Source organism: Streptomyces sp. NPDC099050, from assembly GCF_044759865.1.
Taxonomy (GTDB): Bacteria; Actinomycetota; Actinomycetes; order Streptomycetales; family Streptomycetaceae; genus Streptomyces.
Genome location: NZ_JBIWAE010000015.1, coordinates 205,186 through 221,319 on the forward strand (window position 1 = coordinate 205,186; position 16,134 = coordinate 221,319).

Consider the following 16,134-nt stretch of genomic DNA (forward strand, 5'->3'; position numbering starts at 1 on the left):
CCGCACTGCCGCGGGGCTGGACTGCCCGGAAATGAGAACGTGCGAGGGGCACCGAAGGTGCCGGTATGGGCGGTCTCTCTTCCACAATCCGTTCCCCCGCGACCGTCCTCCCACAGCGGAATCCGTCCATGGAACCGATCACCCTGACCACCGAGCGCCTCGTCCTGCGCCCCCTGGCGCGCGGGGGTCGGCAAGGACGTCTCCCGTACCTTCCTCGCCTGTCGGTGGCCGGGTCTAGGGTGCGGTCATGACACCCGCACCCCCGCCGACCGTGTCCCTCTCCGCCGACGAGGCCCGCCGCATCGCGCTGCGCGCGCAGGGGTTCCTGGGCGCCCCGGACCGGCGGGGCGGGGTCCGCGGCGTCCTGCGCCACCTGGGCGCCGTCCAGCTCGACACGATCTCCGTACTGGCCCGCTCCCACGAGCTCGTCCCGTACGCGCGCCTCGGCGCGGTCGGCCGCTCCGCCGTCGAAGCCTCGTACTGGTCGGACCAGCACGCCTTCGAGTACTGGTCGCACGCGGCCTGCATCCTGCCGATCGAGGAATGGCCGCACTTCGCCTTCCGCCGCCGGGCCCGCAAGACCCGCGGCCACCGCTGGCACGTCCTGGCGGACAAGGACCGCTCGACGAAGACGGTCCTGGACCGCCTGGCGGCCGAGGGCCCCCTCACCTCCACCGAACTGGGCGGCGCCAAGAACGGCGGCGAATGGTTCGAATGGTCCGAGACGAAGATCGCGGTGGAGTGGCTCCTCGACATCGGCGAGGTCGTCTGCACCGAACGCCGCGGCTGGAAGCGGGTCTACGACCTCCCCGAGCGGGCCGTCCCCGGAGCACTGCTCCACGACGACCTGGACGACCGCGAGTGCAAGCGCCGCCTGGTGGCGCTCGCCGGTCAGTCCCTGGGCGTGGGCACCCGTTCCGACATCGCGGATTACCACCGCCTCAAGAACCAGGACTTCGACGCCGTGATCGAGGACGCGGGCCTGGTCCCGGTGGAGGTGGAGGGCTGGGGCAAACCGGCCTGGGCGGACCCCTCGGCCCTCTCCCCGCTCCCCCGGGGCCGCCACCGCACGACCTTGCTCTCGCCCTTCGACTCCCTGATCTGGGAACGCCCGCGCACGGAGCGGATCTTCGGCTTCACCCACCGCCTGGAGGCCTACGTGCCCAAGCCCCGGCGGATCCACGGCTACTTCGCGATGCCCCTGCTGGCCGGAGGCCGCCTCCAGGGCCGCGTGGACCCGGCCCGCGAGGGCACCACCCTGGTGGCCCGCCAACTCTCCCTGATCACCCCGAAGGCGGCCCGCCCCATGGCAGAAGCCCTCCGCGAAGCCGCCACATGGGTCGGCTGCGACACGATCCGCATCGACCGCGCGAGCTCCCCGGCGGAAGCGGCAGCGGTAACGGCGGAACTGTCGACCCTCTGAAGCCGCTTTTCAGCCGTCCGGCGCTTGAGGACCGGGGTCTGGGGCAGGCCGGACCCCTACCGGATCTCGAGGATCTTCTCCCGCATCGCGTACACCACCGCCTCCATCCTGGAGTGCAACTGCAGCTTCTCCAGAATGTTCCGCACATGGTTCTTCACGGTGTTCTCGGAGATGAACAACTCCTTCGCGATGTCGCGGTTGTTCATCCCGGTGGCCACCAGCTTCAAGACCTCCAGCTCCCGATCCGTCAGCCGCGGCGCCGGCACCAACCGCCGCTCGTCCGTCCGCTGGATCATCGACTTGAACTCCGTCAGCAGCTTCGACGCCATCGAAGGACTGATCTGCGACTGCCCGTCGGCCACCGCCCGGATCGCCGTCGCGACCTCGTCCGTGGAGATCTCCTTCAGCAGGTACCCGGTGGCCCCCGCCTTGATCGCGTCGTAGAGGTCCGCCTCCTCGTCGCTGATCGTCAGCATGATGATCTTCGCGGAGGGCGCCACCTCCTTGATCGAGGTGCACGCCTCGATCCCGCCCCGCCGCGGCATCCGCACATCCATCAGCACGATGTCCGGCAGCAGATCCGCCGCCTTGTCCACGGCCTCCGCCCCGTCACCCGCCTCGCCGACGACCTGGATGTCCTCCTCCTGCGCGAGGACGATCTCCAGCCCGCGCCGGAACAGCGCGTGGTCGTCGACCACGAGCACCCGGATCGGCTCTGCCACCCGGTCCTCGTCACGGCAGCCCGCACCGTTGTCATCACGCACCGGCCCGAAGCTGTCCGCCATCGTTCCTCCCCCTGCACCACGGTGCTGAGCTGCTGGGTCAATCCGACGAGAGCGGCCGCCGGCTGACTGCCCGACATGATTCCATGCCCAGGTAACCGAACGGGGGCCGACGATTACAGGCCGACCCTTACGAGCCACCGTTTCGCAGCCATCACCTCACACGAGTGCCCCCGCGCCCGCCTGGGCGAACGCGGGGGCACCACACCGGCACCGCACGGACATCCGGATCCAGCCCGGAATCAGTCCGGAATCAGTCCGGATCCAGCCCGGAATCAGTCCGGAATCAGTCCGGAATAGGCGGCTCAGCCTCCGAGCGCGCCACCCGCGCCCGCGCCGTCGAGCTCACCCGAGCTGGAGGCGGCGTCGGAGGCGTTGAGGTGGATCACGCCGTAGTCGTAACCGTGGCGCCGGTAGACGACGCTCGGCATCTTGGTGTCGGAATCGACGAACAGATAGAAGTCGTGACCGACCAGTTCCATCTCGTACAGGGCCTGGTCGAGCGACATGGGTGCGGCCGAGTGGGTCTTCTCGCGCACGACGAGCGGGCCGTCGCCCTGCACTTCCAGCGATCCGATCCGGGTGGTCGGAATCGCGTCGGTCTCCTCGCCGTTGACCGGCTCGCCGTTGGCGTTGAGGGTGGCGGCGTTCGGGACCACATCGGCGACCTCGGCCGCCGAGAGCCGTCCGGCGCCGCGCCGCGTGTAGCGCTTGTCGTGCTGCTTGCGCAGCCGGGCCTCCAGCTTGTCCTGAGCGAGGTCGAGCGCCGCGTACGCGTCGGCGGCGGAAGCCTCGGCACGAATCACCGGGCCCCGCGAACGCAGGGTGATCTCCACGCGGTCGGAACGGTCGGCCTGGCGCGGGTTGTGCTCCTTGGACACCTCGACGTCCAAGCTGATCACCTTCGCGTCGAGCTTCTGGATCCGCTCCGGATTCAGCTTCTCGGCCACGTGCTTGCGGAACCGGTCGGGCACCTCGGTCTTACGGCCCTTGACGACGATGTCCACGCAGAACTCCGTTCCCGGATAGCTCCGCCTCAGGGGCGAAGCGTCTCCCTTTCGCACCAGACCCCGGTGAACACCGGAGCCTCGGACTTGGCGACTTCCACCTCCTCCTCCCCCATCGGCAAGATCTACACCCCACCGACTTCGGAGTCGAGGGACGACCTCTGACACGAAGTTCCGACACGTCACGACGCTCGAAACGTACGCTCCGACGCGTGGGGCCAAGGTTCGCCAATTCCTTACAACCGAACATATCCCTCTATGCCGGTTGTCGGCACCCGCTACCGGAACGTACCTCCGTTCAGGTGGCCGTTCCTCTTACTACCTGCAACGATGCGCCTTCCCCTCCAGTTCCAAATCTATTCACGCGTTTTTTGGTCTGTCCGGGTCGCACCGATGCCGGGACGTACGAAGGAGTCCGCCGGCGCGGCCACCACGGCGGCCACCAGAACCGCCGCCGAGACCGCCCCGCCCGGCCCCCGGGCCGGCGCCCCGATCCCGGCCGCGCGCAGGGCCCGCGCCGCCTCCGCCAGCGTGGATCCGGTGGTCACGAGGTCGTCGACGACGACGATCCGGGCCGCCCCCGCCGTCACCCGACCGGCGCCGGGCCGCGCCTCCAGGGCCCCGGCGAGGTTCTCCCGGCGCTGCGCCGCCCCCAGGCCCGCCTGGTCGGCCACCGCCCGCCGCAGCCGCAGTACGGGCGCCACGCGCGCGGGCACCCCCTCGTGCCGCAGCCGCGCCGAGGCGGCCAGGGCGATCCTGCGCGCCGGATCGTGCCCCCGTGCCCGGACCCGGTGCCGCGCGGAGGGCACGGGAACCAGGACGACGCCCCCGCCCCCACCGCCCGCCCCGCCCGCGCGGACCGCGGCGGCCAGGGCGGCGCCGAGGGCACCGGCCAGCGGCAGCGCGCCGCGCTCCTTGTGGGCCAGTACGACGGCCCGTACGGCCTCCCGGTACGCGGTGGCCGCATGGACCGCGGGCAGCCCCGCGGGGCACGGAGACGGCCGCACCGGCCCCGCCACGGCCCCACTGAGCTCCGACCGGCAGCCTCCGCACAGCACCGCCCCGCCGCCGGCCCCGCCGCCGGCCCCGCAACCGGCGCACCGGACCGGCAGCACCAGCCCTGCCAGCTCACCCGCCAGCCCCCGCCACCACTCCCGCATGCCGACCACTGTGCCGGGCCGGGACAGCCGTCCACCACCCCTGTGGACAACCACGGAAAAGGGCGGGCCGGCGCTTCGGCCGCGGCCGTCAGCCCGGGTAGACCGGAGCCCGTCCGCCGGCCACCACCGTGCGCCACTGCGCTCCCGGCGGCAGCCACACGATGCCGTCCTCCAGGGACTCGGCGACCACCGGCTTCTTCTCGTCCTCGCTCGCGGCGACCGCCACCAGCCCCGTCGCCCCGGGCAGCCCGGCCCCGACCATCGAGCCGTCGGCCAGCATGTAGCGGGCCTGTACGACCCCGCCGCTCTCCCGGCCCACCACCAGCAGCCGGCCCCGCGGCGCCCAGCTCATCGCCGTCACGTCGGCCAGCTGCGGAGCGGCCGGGCGCAGCTCGCGCACCGAGACCGCCGAGGCGTCACCCTTCCCGTCGGGCCGCTCGATCCGCCCGGTGAACAGGTACTTGCGGCTCTCCCGCTGCACCAGCAGCGCGATCCGCACCCCGTCGGGGGAGGCCTTCAGCCCCGTGATCCGCCCGCCGGCCAGCCCGGACACCTCGACCCGCTCGGCCGGCCCGGCGCCGCCGGGCAGCCGCCACAGCGTCGAGTTCTGCACGTCCGAGTCCGCGACCCACAGGTCGCCCGCCGCGTCCCACGTCGGGGTGGTGAGCCCATGGGGCTTCGTGCCCTTGGCGGTCAGCAGCGCCGGTGGCATCGGTCCGGCGGTGGTCAGGTTGACCACGTACAGCCCGTGCCCGTCCTCGGAGACGACCGCGGCGCGCTTCTCGTCGTAGGACACGGCGGCGGAGCCCACCTTGAAGGCCGGGTTCGCGGCCAGCGGCCCGGGAGCCGGTGACGGCGGGTCCTGCTGCTCCTCGCTGTTGGGGTCCAGGTTCAACCGCTGGAGCCGGTTGTCGGCGTCCACGTAGTACTGGTGCCCGGGCGAGAGCGGCAGGTTGGCGATCACGGCGGCGGCCACCTCGGACACCTGACAGGCCGTGGTGCCGTCGGAGCGCACGATGTCGACCCGGTCAACCCGGAAGCCCGTCAGATCCTTGACGGTGTACAGGAGTTGGGTCGCCATCCGCTGGCACTGCGGCTCCGCGACGTCGTCCGCGTTCTTGTTCAGGGGGACGCGCAGCGTGTTCTGACCGTCGATCGAAAGGGACTTGGTGCCCTCCCGCAGTTCCGTCCCGGTCGGGAAGCTGGAAGTGACCACCGGCCCGAGCCACTTGGACGGACCGTCCAGCAGCGAGGTGACGGTCTGGGTGGTGGGGTCCATCCGGGAATCGGGGTCGCTGCGCTGGCGCACGTAGACCGGGTCGGCGACGAGCGTGGAGCCCGCGAAGTAGTACTTGTTGACCGGCCGGTAGATGCGCTGGAAGTCGGACTCGCTCAGCACCAGGCTGCTGGGCGGGGTCGCGATCCGCCACTGGCCGTCCTTCTGCTGGAGCTGGAGGAACTGCTCGTAGGGCTGGCCGCCGGTCTCCGGCTGGTACGCGCTGCGCTCGTCCACCGTGGCCAGCATCTTGCCCGCGATCTTGAACCGGGGGGTGGCCGCCGGCTCCTTCTCGCCCGGTACGGAGAACCGGTCGAGGCCGGCGGAGAGCACGGTGACCGCCGCTCCGGGCTTCCAGTTCTTCGCCGCGTCCTCGGTGAGGTACTTGCGGGCGGTCTGGAGCTGCGGATCATCGCTGGTCATGGCCTCCAGGAAACCGTCGACGATCTCCTGCGGGCTGGCCTTGTCGGCCGGCGGCACGCCGAAGACGCGGACCTGGGAGTCGACGCCCTGGGAGGCCTCCACGGGCCGGACCTCGCCGTGGTCGGGCATGGAGGCGCAGCCGACCAGCAGCAGCCCCGCCGCACCGAAGGCGAGAGCCCTCAGGGCGCCGGGTGCGCCCGGCGTGCGCCGGCTCGGCCGGCCCGGGTCAGTGCCCATGCGATCCGCCCCCGGCACCCGCACCGCCCCCTCCGCCTGATCCGCCCGCTCCGCCGGTTCCACCGCTGCCACCCTCCCGGTCGGTTGATCCCGCCGCCCCGCCGGAGCGCGCGTTCGCCGCCCCGCCCCCGGAACCGTGTCCCTGTTCCGCCGGCCGGGTCACGACCCGCGCCCCGCTGCCCGGCAGCGCCGTCGGGTCGGCCGGTACGGGCACCGCGCCCGAGACCGGGGACCTCGGCGGGATCGGCGACCGGTCGGTCCGCCCCGCCTGCTGCGCCTGGCGCCCGGCCGCCGCGGAGCCCTCCGCGGCCCCCGCCGCATCCGCCGCGGCCCTGGCCCGGTTGGCCCGGGAATCCTCGGGCTCCAGCGGGATCGGCGATCCGCGCAGCGGCTCGTCGGCGGTGCGCGGCAGCGTCAGGCGGAACTGCGAGCCGCCGCCGGGCTCGCCCCACGCCTGGAGCCAGCCCCCGTGCAGCCGGGCGTCCTCGACGGCGATGGACAGGCCGAGGCCGGTACCGCCGGTCGTGCGCGCCCGCGCCGGGTCGGCGCGCCAGAAGCGGTTGAAGACGCGGGTGGCCTCGCCGGGCTTGAGCCCGACGCCGTAGTCCCGTACGGCCACGGCGACGGCCCCGCCCGCCGAGGCGAGCCGGACGACCACGTCGCGGCCCTCGCCGTGCTCGACGGCGTTGACGACGAGATTGCGCAGGACCCGCTCCACGCGCCGGGCGTCGGCCTCGGCTATCACCGGCTGGGTGTCCCCGAGGACGCGGATCCGGGTGTTCTTGTGCTCGGCGAGCGGCTCGGCCCCGTCGATGACCCGGCGCACGACGTCCCGCAGGTCGATCGGCTCCGCCTCCAGGGCCGCGGCGCCCGCGTCGAACCGGCTGATCTCCAGCAGGTCGGCGAGCAGCGACTCGAAGCGGTCGAGCTGCCCGGCGAGGAGCTCGGCGGAGCGCGCGGTGACCGGGTCGAAGTCGGCGCGGGCGTCGTGGATGACGTCCGCCGCCATACGGACCGTCGTGAGCGGGGTCCGCAGCTCGTGGGAGACGTCCGAGACGAAGCGCCGCTGGAGCCTGGAGAGGTCCTCCAGCTGCTGGATCTTGTTCTGGAGGGTTTGGGCCATCTTGTTGAAGGCCTCGCCCAGACGGGCGATGTCGTCCTCGCCGGTGACCTTCATCCGCTCCTGGAGCCGCCCCGCCGAGAGCCGCTCGGCGATCCCCGCGGCCATCCGTACGGGGGTGACCACCTGGCGCACGACCAGCCAGGCGATCCCGCCGAGCAGGACGACGACGAACAGGCCCGCGGTGGCGATGGTGACCTTGACCAGATTGAGGGACTCCTCCTCCTGGGTGAGCGGGAAGAGGTAGTACAGGTCGTACGGGTCGCCGTTGATGTCGGTGAGCCGCTTGCCGATGACGAGCGCCGGCTCGGGCAGCTTGTCCCCGGCGTCGGTGTAGCGGATCTGCGAGAAGGTCTTGAAGGCACCGGTCGCGTGGTTGACGTCGCGCCGCAGCCCCAGCGGGACGCTCGCCGTCGGGTCCACGTTGCCGGAGGCGCGGGCCCCGCGGACACCGAGAGCGCCCCGGCCGGCCGGCTGTTCCTCGCCGGTTCCGGTGCCGGCGCCCAGCGCCGCCACCTCGAAGGCGCTCTGCCCACCACTGGCGAGCTGTTTGACCAGGGAGTTCATCCAGGTACTGGCGTCCCGGCCGACCTTGTTGTCGGCGGCGTCGGGCCCGTCCGCCGTATAGGGCGTGTTGGCCTTCTCCTGTGCGACCGCGAAGCCGCCCGCGGCCTGGCTCTGCGCGGCCTCCTCCTTGGCGTCGAGGAGGCCCTTGCTGACCTGCGCGATGACCACGAACCCGAGGGCGAGGACCACGGCGAGGGAGATCAGCAGGGTGGCGGCGACCACCCGGAGCTGGATGTTGCGCCGCCACAGCCGGACAGCCGGAAGCAGCGGCCGGCGTACGAGGCGTACGAACAGCCGCAGCACGGGGCCGCCGGGCGCTCCGACCGCGTCGAGGCGGAGCTGCCGGCCGCCCCGCAGCGCTCCCCAGCGGGAGCGGCCACGGGGCTTGCCGGGTGTCATGTCAGCTCGGTCCGGCCTTGTAGCCGACCCCGCGCACCGTCACGACGATCTCGGGGCGCTCCGGGTCCTTCTCGACCTTGGAGCGCAGTCGCTGGACGTGCACGTTGACCAGGCGGGTGTCGGCCGCGTGGCGGTAGCCCCAGACCTGCTCCAGCAGTACCTCGCGGGTGAAGACCTGCCAGGGCTTGCGGGCGAGCGCGACCAGCAGGTCGAACTCCAGCGGGGTCAGCGCGATCGAGGCGCCCTCCCGCTTGACCGAGTGCCCCGCCACGTCGATGACCAGGTCACCGATGGTCAGCTGCTCGGGCGCCGGCTCCTCCGAACGGCGCAGGCGGGCCCGGATGCGGGCCACCAGCTCCTTCGGCTTGAACGGCTTGACGATGTAGTCGTCGGCCCCGGACTCCAGGCCCACGACCACGTCCACGGTGTCGCTCTTGGCGGTGAGCATCACGATCGGTACGCCAGACTCGGCGCGGATCAGTCTGCACACCTCTATGCCGTCCCTACCGGGCAGCATGAGGTCGAGCAGCACGAGATCCGGCTTCGCCTCCCGGAAGGCAGCCAGTGCCTTGTCGCCGTCCGCTACGAACGACGGCTCAAAACCTTCTCCACGCAGCACAATGCCGAGCATCTCGGCCAGCGCGGTGTCGTCGTCGACGACAAGGACGCGTCCCTTCATGGTTGACATCATCCCATTAGCTAATCGTTACCCGGCGGTGAGCTGTCCCACAGCCAAAGGGGCTGGAAATCGTCCCTCGGACCTGCGTGGAGATCAGGGCGCCCAGTGTGCCCCGGATCCGCCCGTCAGACGAAGGCGCGAACATCCGGGATCCATCCGGGACCCATTCGGGATCCAGGAGGCCCCCGTTCCGTTCGGGACGGCTGGTCCGTTCGAGGTTGTCACATGGCACGATGGCAGCCGGACCAAGCGCCCGCACCCCGCGTGCACGTGAAGGAGCGACGATGAACGACTCTCCGGGCTGGGCTACGCCCGGATCCTCCCCGTCCGACGGTGAGGGCTCCCACGGTACGCAGCCGCCCACGGGTGGATCCGGCAGCGATTCCAAGTGGTCCGCCGAGCAGCCGCCGCCCGGCCAGTGGTCGAGCCCGACCCCGGGCCAGACCCCACAGGCCCCGCAGACCCCACAGGCCCCGCACCAGCAGCCCCCGGCTCCGCAGCCGGGCGCGGGCTGGGGTTCGTACGGCGGGGGCCCCCAGAGCGGCCCCCAGGGCGGCTGGGGCGGGCACGCCCACGCGGCGAAGCCCGGCGTGATCCCGCTGCGCCCGCTCGGCATCGGCGAGATCCTCGACGGGGCCGTCACCACCATGCGCAAGCACTGGCGCGCGGTGCTGCCGATCACCCTGGTCGTGGCCGTCCTCGTACAGCTTGCGAGCGTGCTCTCCCAGAAGTACCTGTTCGGCGACCTCGTCGTGGACGCGTCGAGCACCGCCCCCGCGGAGGAACAGCTCGAATCCTTCAGCAGCCTGATCGGCGTGAGCGCGCTCGACGCCTTCATCCAGCTCGTCGGATCCATCGTGGCCACCGCCATGCTCACCATGATCTTCAGCCGCGCCGTCCTCGGCCACGGCTCCTCCATCGGCGTCGCCTGGCGCGAGGCCCGCCCGCAGCTCCTGCGGCTCTTCGGCCTCACCCTCCTCCTGGGCATCGGATCGGCCGTCCTCTTCACCGTCCTGGTCCTGCCCGGCGCCCTGGCCGGACAGGCCGGCCTCGCCATCCTCGGCGGTCTCGCCGCCCTGGGCGTGATCCTCTGGCTCTGGATCAGGTTCGCCCTGGCCTCGCCCTCCCTGATGCTGGAGAAGACGACGGTCCGCAAGGCCCTCGCCCGCTCCTCGAAGCTGGTCAAGGGCTCCTGGTGGCGGATCTTCGGCATCACCTTCCTGACCGGCATCATCACGACCCTGCTCGCGGGCCTCATCGTCCTCCCGCTCACCCTCGTGGGCGGGCTGGTGTTCGGCGGCGGCCTCGAGGGCATGGCCGACGGCACCGGGGCGACGAGCTGGGGCTACCTGATCTTCGCGGGCATCGGCGGGGTCATCGCCCTGACGATCACCATGCCGGTCCAGGCGGGCGTCACCGTCCTGCTCTACGTCGACCAGCGCATCCGCCGCGAGGCCCTCGACCTGGAACTGGCGCGGGCCGCGGGCATCGAGAACTACGGCACCAGCACCCCGCCGACCGGAGGCTGACGCGGGCATGAGGAGCACGGGGGGCCTGCTCGCACCACAACCCACGCCACAACCCGGCACCGGCCGCGACGCCGCCCGCGAGGCGGCCCGCCACGAGCTGTCCAAACCCGCGTACCACGAGAACGACCCGGGGCTGGTCCAACGAGCCCTGAACCGCTTCTGGGACTGGGTGGGCGACCTCTTCGACCGCGCGTCCGGCGCGACCCCGGGCGGCGCGCTGGGCCTGCTGGCCATCGCCGTGTTCGCCCTCCTGGTCGCCGCCGCCCTGTGGTGGCGCCTGGGCACCCCCGGCCGTACGGCCTCCCGCCCCCCGGGCACCCTCTTCGACGAAGGCATCCGCAGCGCGGCGGACCACCGCGCCGCCGCCGAAGCGCTGGCCGGCGAGGGCCGCTGGAGCGAAGCCGTCCAGGAGCGCATGCGCGCCGTGGTCCGCTCCCTGGAGGAGCGCACCCTCCTCGACCCCCGCCCGGGCCGCACCGCGGACGAGGCGGCCGCCGAAGCCGCCCGCTCCCTCCCGTCCCACGCCACGGCCCTGCGCACGGCGGCGCGCACCTTCGACGACATCACCTACGGCGCCCACCCGGCCACCCCCGAGATGTACGCGACCCTCACCACCCTGGACCGGGCCCTGTCCCACACCAAGCCCCTCCTGACAGGCCCCACCCCATGACCGACAACACCCCCGCCCCGAACACCCCCGCCCCGGGCACCCCGAGCAAGCCCACCCCCGGCACGGTCCACCCCACCGAAGCCACACCCCCCGCCCACCCGGCAACGCCCCCGCCATCCGCAGCCCCCGGCACGCCGGACGCAGCCCCGGGCCAGGGCCACCCCACGGAAGACACCGACCCCGTACCCCCTCCCCACGCGGCAGCGCCCCCGGGCGCAGGCCCCGACGCGCCGGGCGCAGCCCCCGGCCAGGGCCACCCCACGGAAGGCACACCCCCCACACACCCGGCAACGCCCCCGCCAGGCTCCGGCACGCCCGGCGCAGCCCCAACGCCCCCTCCCCACGCGGCAGCGCCCCCGAGCGCAGGCCCCGTTCCCCCAGCCCACCTCGCAGCGGCCCCGCCCGGCGCAGGCTTCGCCGCACCGGGCGCGGCCCCCGTGCCCCCCGGCTCCGCGGCAACATCCCCCGGGACGGGTCCCGGCGGACCGGTCGCAGCCACCGCGGCAGCGACCCGCACCGGCGGAGCCCCCGCCCCGGCGTCCGGCGAGGCCGCCGCCCCTCCCCGTACGACCGCCGGAGGCGCGAGCCCCCGCGACCTGTGGACCCGCTCCCGCGGGTTCCTCCTCGCGCTCGCGGTGCTCCTGGCCGCCGGGCTGGCCCTCGCCGCCCTGAACTCCGGTGCCCGGCACGGCTACCTCGACCCCCGCTCCGCCGACCCCTCCGGCAGCCGGGCCGTGGCCGAACTGCTCGCGGACCGCGGCACGACGACCCGGGTCGTCACCACCGCCGCGGAGGCCGCGGACGCCGCCGGACCCGACACGACCCTGCTGGTCACCGACCCCGACCGGCTCGGGGAGACCCAGCTCCGCGCCGTCCGTTCCGCGATCGACCTCTCCGGCGGCCGGACCGTCCTGCTCGCGCCGAGCTCCCTCAGCCTCCCCGCCCTGGCCCCCGGCACCCGCACCCCCGGCGACCGGGCCGCCCCGGAAACGAACCTCGACCCGGGCGGCAGCTCCTGCACCCTCCCCGCCGCCATCACCGCGGGCCGCGCCGCCACGGGCGGCGGCCACGGCTACGCCACCACCACCCCCGGAGCCACCGGCTGCTACCCCGGCGCCGGCCACCCCACCCTGCTGGTCCTGCCCACCGGCATCCCCGGCGGCGACACCGTCCTCCTCGGCTCCGAGAACGTCTTCCTCAACAAGAACCTCGCCAAGGAGGGCAACGCCTCCCTCGCGCTCCAACTCCTCGGCTCCCGCCCGCACCTCGTCTGGTACCTGCCGTCCCTCGCCGACAGCGACCCCGACAACGCCGAAGGCGCCGGCGAGGAGCAGAACTTCCTCGACCTGATCCCCGCCGGCTGGAGCTGGGCCCTGCTCCAGCTCTTCCTCGCCGCCGCCGTCGCCGCCCTCTGGCGCGCCCGCCGCCTCGGCCCGCTCGTCACCGAACGCCTGCCCGTCCTCGTCCGCGCCTCCGAGGCCACCGAGGGCCGCGCCCGCCTGTACCGCAAGGCCGGCGCCCGCGACCGCGCGGCCACCGTGCTGCGCGCCTCCGCCCGCGAACGCCTGGCCGCGCTGGTCGGCGTACCGGCCTCCCGGGCCCACGAACCGGCCTCCCTGCTCCCCGCCGTCGCGGCCCGCCTCACCGCCGGACGGCCCCCGCACGACCCGGACACCCTGCTCTTCGGCACCACCCCCACCACCGATGCGGCGCTCATCGCGCTCGCCGACCACCTCGACGCCCTCGAAAGGGAGGTCCGCACCTCATGACGGCCACCACGGACAGCGCCCGCTCCGCCCTGGAGGCGCTCCGCACCGAGATCGGAAAGGCCGTGGTCGGCCAGGATTCCGCCGTCACCGGTCTCGTCGTAGCCCTCCTCTGCCGCGGCCACGTCCTCCTCGAAGGCGTCCCCGGCGTAGCGAAGACCCTCCTCGTACGGGCCCTCGCCGCCTCCCTCGAACTCGACACCAAGCGCGTCCAGTTCACCCCCGACCTGATGCCGAGCGATGTGACCGGCTCCCTCGTCTACGACGCCCGCACCGCGGAGTTCTCCTTCCAGAACGGCCCGGTCTTCACCAACCTCCTCCTCGCCGACGAGATCAACCGCACGCCCCCCAAGACCCAGTCCTCCCTCCTCGAAGCGATGGAGGAGCGCCAGGTCACCGTCGACGGCACGCCCCGAAAGCTCCCGGAGCCGTTCCTCGTCGCCGCCACCATGAACCCGGTCGAGTACGAGGGCACCTACCCCCTCCCCGAGGCACAGCTCGACCGCTTCCTCCTGAAGCTCACCGTCCCGCTCCCCTCCCGGGAGGACGAGATCGGCGTACTGACCCGCCACGCGGCCGGCTTCAACCCCCGCGACCTGCACTCCGCGGGCATCCGCCCGGTCGCCGGCCCCGCCGAGCTCGACGCCGCCCGCAAGGCCGTCGAAGCCACCAGCGTCTCCCCGGAGATCACCGCGTACGTCGTCGACATCTGCCGCGCCACCCGCGAATCCCCCTCCCTCACCCTCGGCGTCTCCCCGCGCGGCGCCACCGCCCTGCTGGCCACCGCCCGCGCTTGGGCCTGGCTGGTGGGCCGCGACTACGTCACCCCCGACGACGTGAAGGCCCTCGCCCTGCCGACCCTGCGCCACCGCGTCCAACTGCGCCCCGAGGCCGAGATGGAGGGCGTCACGGCCGACGCGGTCATCACCGCGATCCTCACCCACGTCCCCGTCCCGCGCTGATGGCGTTCACCGGACGCGCCGCGCTGCTCGCGGCCCTCGGCAGCATCCCCGTCGGCCTCCTCGGACCGAGCTGGGCGGGGATGCTGGCGGTCAACGCCCCCCTCGCCCTGGCCTGCGCGGTCGACTACGCCCTCGCCGCCCCGGTCCGCACGCTCCAACTGGCCCGCTCCGGCGACACGTCCGTGCGCCTGGGCGAAGCCGCGGACGTCCACCTCACCGTCACCAACCCCTCCCCCCGCACCCTCCGCGCCCGGATCCGCGACGCCTGGCCCCCGAGCAGCTGGGTCCCCGGAACGGAAGTCGCGGACTCCCGCCACACGCTGACGGTTCCCCCGGGGGAACGCCGCCGCCTCACCACCCGCCTGCGGCCCACCCGCCGCGGCGACCGCCGGGCGTCCCGCGTCACGATCCGCTCGTACGGCCCGCTGGGCCTGCTGGCCCGCCAGGGCTACCACACCGTCCCCTGGACGGTCCGGGTCCTGCCCCCGTTCACCAGCCGCAAGCACCTCCCCTCCCGCCTCGCGCGCCTGCGCGAACTCGACGGCCGCACCAGCGTCCTGACGCGCGGTGAGGGCACGGAGTTCGACAGCCTGCGCGACTACGTACCCGGCGACGACACCCGTTCCATCGACTGGCGGGCCACCGCCCGCCAGAACAAGGTCGCCGTCCGCACCTGGCGCCCCGAACGCGACCGCCACATCCTGATCTGCCTCGACACCGGCCGCACCGCGGCCGGCCGCGTCGGCGACGCCCCGCGCCTGGACTCGGCGATGGACGCGGCCCTGCTCCTGACCGCCCTGGCCACCCGCGCGGGCGACCGCGTGGACCTGCTGGCCCACGACCGCCGCCTCCGCGCGCAGGTCCAGGCCCGCAGCGCGGCCGACACCCTCCCCGCCTTCGTGAACGCGATGGCCACCCTCGAACCAGAGCTGGTCGAAACCGACTCCCGCACCCTGGTCTCCACCATCCTGCGCAGCGCCCCGCGCCGCTCCCTGGTGGTCCTCCTGACCAGCCTGGACGCAGCCCCCGTCGAGGAGGGTCTGCTCCCGCTGCTCCCCCGCCTCACCCAGCGCCACACGGTCCTGATGGCCTCGGTCTCCGACCCCCACGTAGCGGAAATGACGCGGTCCCGCGGCACGGTGGAAGCCGTCTACGAAGCCGCCGCGGGCACCCAGTCCCAGTCGGCCCGTCGCCGCACCGCCGAACAGCTCACCCGCCACGGCGTCCACGTGGTCGACGCCACCCCGGACACCCTGGCCCCCGCCCTGGCCGACGCCTACCTGTCCCTCAAGGCCGCCGGCCGCCTGTAGGGCGTGCCCGACTGAATACGCTGGTCGGGTACCCACCAGGAGGACACCATGGCCGACCTCACTCCCGAGCAAATGCGCCGCATGCACGACTTCGCGGAGCAGCTCGCGGAGCTGGCCGAGCACCAGGAAGACCAATGGAAGGTGCAGACCACCGACGGTCAGATCTCCCTCACGATGATGACCCCCACGGCCCCCCACGGCCTGAACGTGGGGCGCCTGCGCCGCCAGATCGAGGCACAAACTCCCGAGATCATGGCCCTCAACGACACGACCATGGGGGACCCGATCACAGGGATGACCAAGGTCCCCGACCTCATGGTCATCGCCGAAGAGGACACGGACGACACGGCAAAGGCCGTCAATTCCCGCGATGTCCTGATGGTCGTGGAGGTCGTCTCCCGTACGAATTCGCTCACTGGCGTCCGTGACGAACTGCACGACTACCCGAAGATGGGGGTGCCGCTCTATGTCGTCGTGGATCCCCGCAAGGACAAGAAGGCCGTCACCGTGCACAGCGACCCGTCGGACGGGCCGGACGGCATCCAGTACCGCAAGAAGGTCCCCTACGCCTTCGGGGACACCGTCACCGCCGGCCAATGGACGCTCGACACGAACAGCCTCAAGAGCTACCCCGCCGACTGGAGATGAGCCGGACTCCGTCCCGTCCTGCAAAAATGCCTGTAAACGCAGAAGAGCCCCGTACCAGTTCCCTGGTACGGGGCTCTTCTCCAATGATTGTTCGGCGGCGTCCTACTCTCCCACAGGGTCCCCCCTGCAGTACCATCGGCGCTGAAAGGCTTAGCTTCCGGGTTCGGAATGTAAAC

13 protein-coding genes and 1 rRNA gene are annotated in these 16,134 nt (G+C 72.9%); 7 read left to right on the top strand and 7 right to left on the bottom strand.

From position 1 onward, the window contains the following. Positions 1 to 247 precede the first annotated feature (247 nt). Complete coding sequence (locus ACIQV3_RS25080) at positions 248 to 1,423, top strand: winged helix-turn-helix domain-containing protein (RefSeq protein WP_403715312.1); 1,176 nt, start codon at positions 248 to 250, stop codon at positions 1,421 to 1,423. A 56-nt stretch (positions 1,424 to 1,479) separates the two neighbouring features. On the opposite strand, the gene ACIQV3_RS25085 is transcribed toward ACIQV3_RS25080, so the two are convergent. From ACIQV3_RS25085 to mtrA, 6 genes are all read right to left on the bottom strand, one after another. Next, entirely contained in the window at positions 1,480 to 2,208 is a 729-nt protein-coding gene (locus ACIQV3_RS25085) for a response regulator transcription factor (protein WP_266878018.1), read from the bottom strand. A gap of 302 nt (positions 2,209 to 2,510) precedes the next feature. Continuing rightward, positions 2,511 to 3,212: a ribosome hibernation-promoting factor, HPF/YfiA family gene (gene hpf, locus ACIQV3_RS25090; RefSeq protein ID WP_403715314.1), complete on the bottom strand. Its 702-nt coding sequence runs from the start codon at positions 3,210 to 3,212 to the stop codon at positions 2,511 to 2,513. 356 nt (positions 3,213 to 3,568) lie between these two features. After that, on the bottom strand, positions 3,569 to 4,372 hold the full coding sequence (locus tag ACIQV3_RS25095) for a ComF family protein (RefSeq protein WP_403715316.1): 804 nt from the start codon (positions 4,370 to 4,372) through the stop codon (positions 3,569 to 3,571). 88 nt (positions 4,373 to 4,460) lie between these two features. After that, on the bottom strand, positions 4,461 to 6,308 hold the full coding sequence (locus tag ACIQV3_RS25100; protein WP_403715318.1) for an LpqB family beta-propeller domain-containing protein: 1,848 nt from the start codon (positions 6,306 to 6,308) through the stop codon (positions 4,461 to 4,463). After that, a complete protein-coding gene (gene mtrB / locus ACIQV3_RS25105; RefSeq protein WP_403715320.1) occupies positions 6,298 to 8,394 on the bottom strand; it encodes an MtrAB system histidine kinase MtrB in 2,097 nt (698 codons plus the stop codon). Before mtrB ends, ACIQV3_RS25100 begins: the two co-directional genes overlap by 11 nt. 1 nt (position 8,395) lies before the next feature. Continuing rightward, positions 8,396 to 9,085: a two-component system response regulator MtrA gene (gene mtrA / locus ACIQV3_RS25110; protein WP_274552971.1), complete on the bottom strand. Its 690-nt coding sequence runs from the start codon at positions 9,083 to 9,085 to the stop codon at positions 8,396 to 8,398. 272 nt (positions 9,086 to 9,357) lie between these two features. Between mtrA and ACIQV3_RS25115 the strand changes: the two genes are divergently transcribed. The 6 genes from ACIQV3_RS25115 (at position 9,358) to ACIQV3_RS25140 (ending at position 15,958) form a co-directional block, all read left to right on the top strand. Then, the gene (locus ACIQV3_RS25115) at positions 9,358 to 10,602 is read left to right on the top strand and encodes a glycerophosphoryl diester phosphodiesterase membrane domain-containing protein (RefSeq protein WP_403715323.1); all 1,245 of its coding nucleotides are present in this window, start codon (positions 9,358 to 9,360) and stop codon (positions 10,600 to 10,602) included. Between the two features lie 7 nt (positions 10,603 to 10,609). Then, on the top strand, positions 10,610 to 11,272 hold the full coding sequence (locus tag ACIQV3_RS25120; RefSeq protein WP_403715325.1) for a DUF4129 domain-containing protein: 663 nt from the start codon (positions 10,610 to 10,612) through the stop codon (positions 11,270 to 11,272). Positions 11,273 to 11,709: 437 nt separating this feature from the next. Beyond that, on the top strand, positions 11,710 to 13,041 hold the full coding sequence (locus ACIQV3_RS25125; protein ID WP_403715327.1) for a DUF4350 domain-containing protein: 1,332 nt from the start codon (positions 11,710 to 11,712) through the stop codon (positions 13,039 to 13,041). Then, entirely contained in the window at positions 13,038 to 14,000 is a 963-nt protein-coding gene (locus tag ACIQV3_RS25130) for a MoxR family ATPase (RefSeq protein ID WP_243337432.1), read from the top strand. Before ACIQV3_RS25125 ends, ACIQV3_RS25130 begins: the two co-directional genes overlap by 4 nt. Then, the gene (locus ACIQV3_RS25135) at positions 14,000 to 15,310 is read left to right on the top strand and encodes a DUF58 domain-containing protein (protein WP_403715329.1); all 1,311 of its coding nucleotides are present in this window, start codon (positions 14,000 to 14,002) and stop codon (positions 15,308 to 15,310) included. Before ACIQV3_RS25130 ends, ACIQV3_RS25135 begins: the two co-directional genes overlap by 1 nt. Before the next feature lie 48 nt (positions 15,311 to 15,358). Then, on the top strand, positions 15,359 to 15,958 hold the full coding sequence (locus ACIQV3_RS25140; RefSeq protein ID WP_403715331.1) for a Uma2 family endonuclease: 600 nt from the start codon (positions 15,359 to 15,361) through the stop codon (positions 15,956 to 15,958). Between the two features lie 89 nt (positions 15,959 to 16,047). On the opposite strand, the gene rrf is transcribed toward ACIQV3_RS25140, so the two are convergent. Continuing rightward, positions 16,048 to 16,134 (bottom strand): 5S ribosomal RNA (gene rrf, locus ACIQV3_RS25145); the annotation flags it as partial.

What these genes read in the sequence shown, in the direction of transcription:
- ACIQV3_RS25080 (WP_403715312.1), top strand. Translation starts at nt 248, where the DNA reads ATGACACCCGCACCCCCGCCGACCGTGTCCCTCTCCGCCGACGAGGCC.
- ACIQV3_RS25085 (WP_266878018.1), bottom strand. Translation starts at nt 2,208, where the DNA reads ATGGCGGACAGCTTCGGGCCGGTGCGTGATGACAACGGTGCGGGCTGC.
- ACIQV3_RS25095 (WP_403715316.1), bottom strand. Translation starts at nt 4,372, where the DNA reads ATGCGGGAGTGGTGGCGGGGGCTGGCGGGTGAGCTGGCAGGGCTGGTG.
- ACIQV3_RS25100 (WP_403715318.1), bottom strand. Translation starts at nt 6,308, where the DNA reads ATGGGCACTGACCCGGGCCGGCCGAGCCGGCGCACGCCGGGCGCACCC.
- mtrB (WP_403715320.1), bottom strand. Translation starts at nt 8,394, where the DNA reads ATGACACCCGGCAAGCCCCGTGGCCGCTCCCGCTGGGGAGCGCTGCGG.
- mtrA (WP_274552971.1), bottom strand. Translation starts at nt 9,085, where the DNA reads ATGATGTCAACCATGAAGGGACGCGTCCTTGTCGTCGACGACGACACC.
- ACIQV3_RS25115 (WP_403715323.1), top strand. Translation starts at nt 9,358, where the DNA reads ATGAACGACTCTCCGGGCTGGGCTACGCCCGGATCCTCCCCGTCCGAC.
- ACIQV3_RS25120 (WP_403715325.1), top strand. Translation starts at nt 10,610, where the DNA reads ATGAGGAGCACGGGGGGCCTGCTCGCACCACAACCCACGCCACAACCC.
- ACIQV3_RS25130 (WP_243337432.1), top strand. Translation starts at nt 13,038, where the DNA reads ATGACGGCCACCACGGACAGCGCCCGCTCCGCCCTGGAGGCGCTCCGC.
- ACIQV3_RS25135 (WP_403715329.1), top strand. Translation starts at nt 14,000, where the DNA reads ATGGCGTTCACCGGACGCGCCGCGCTGCTCGCGGCCCTCGGCAGCATC.
- ACIQV3_RS25140 (WP_403715331.1), top strand. Translation starts at nt 15,359, where the DNA reads ATGGCCGACCTCACTCCCGAGCAAATGCGCCGCATGCACGACTTCGCG.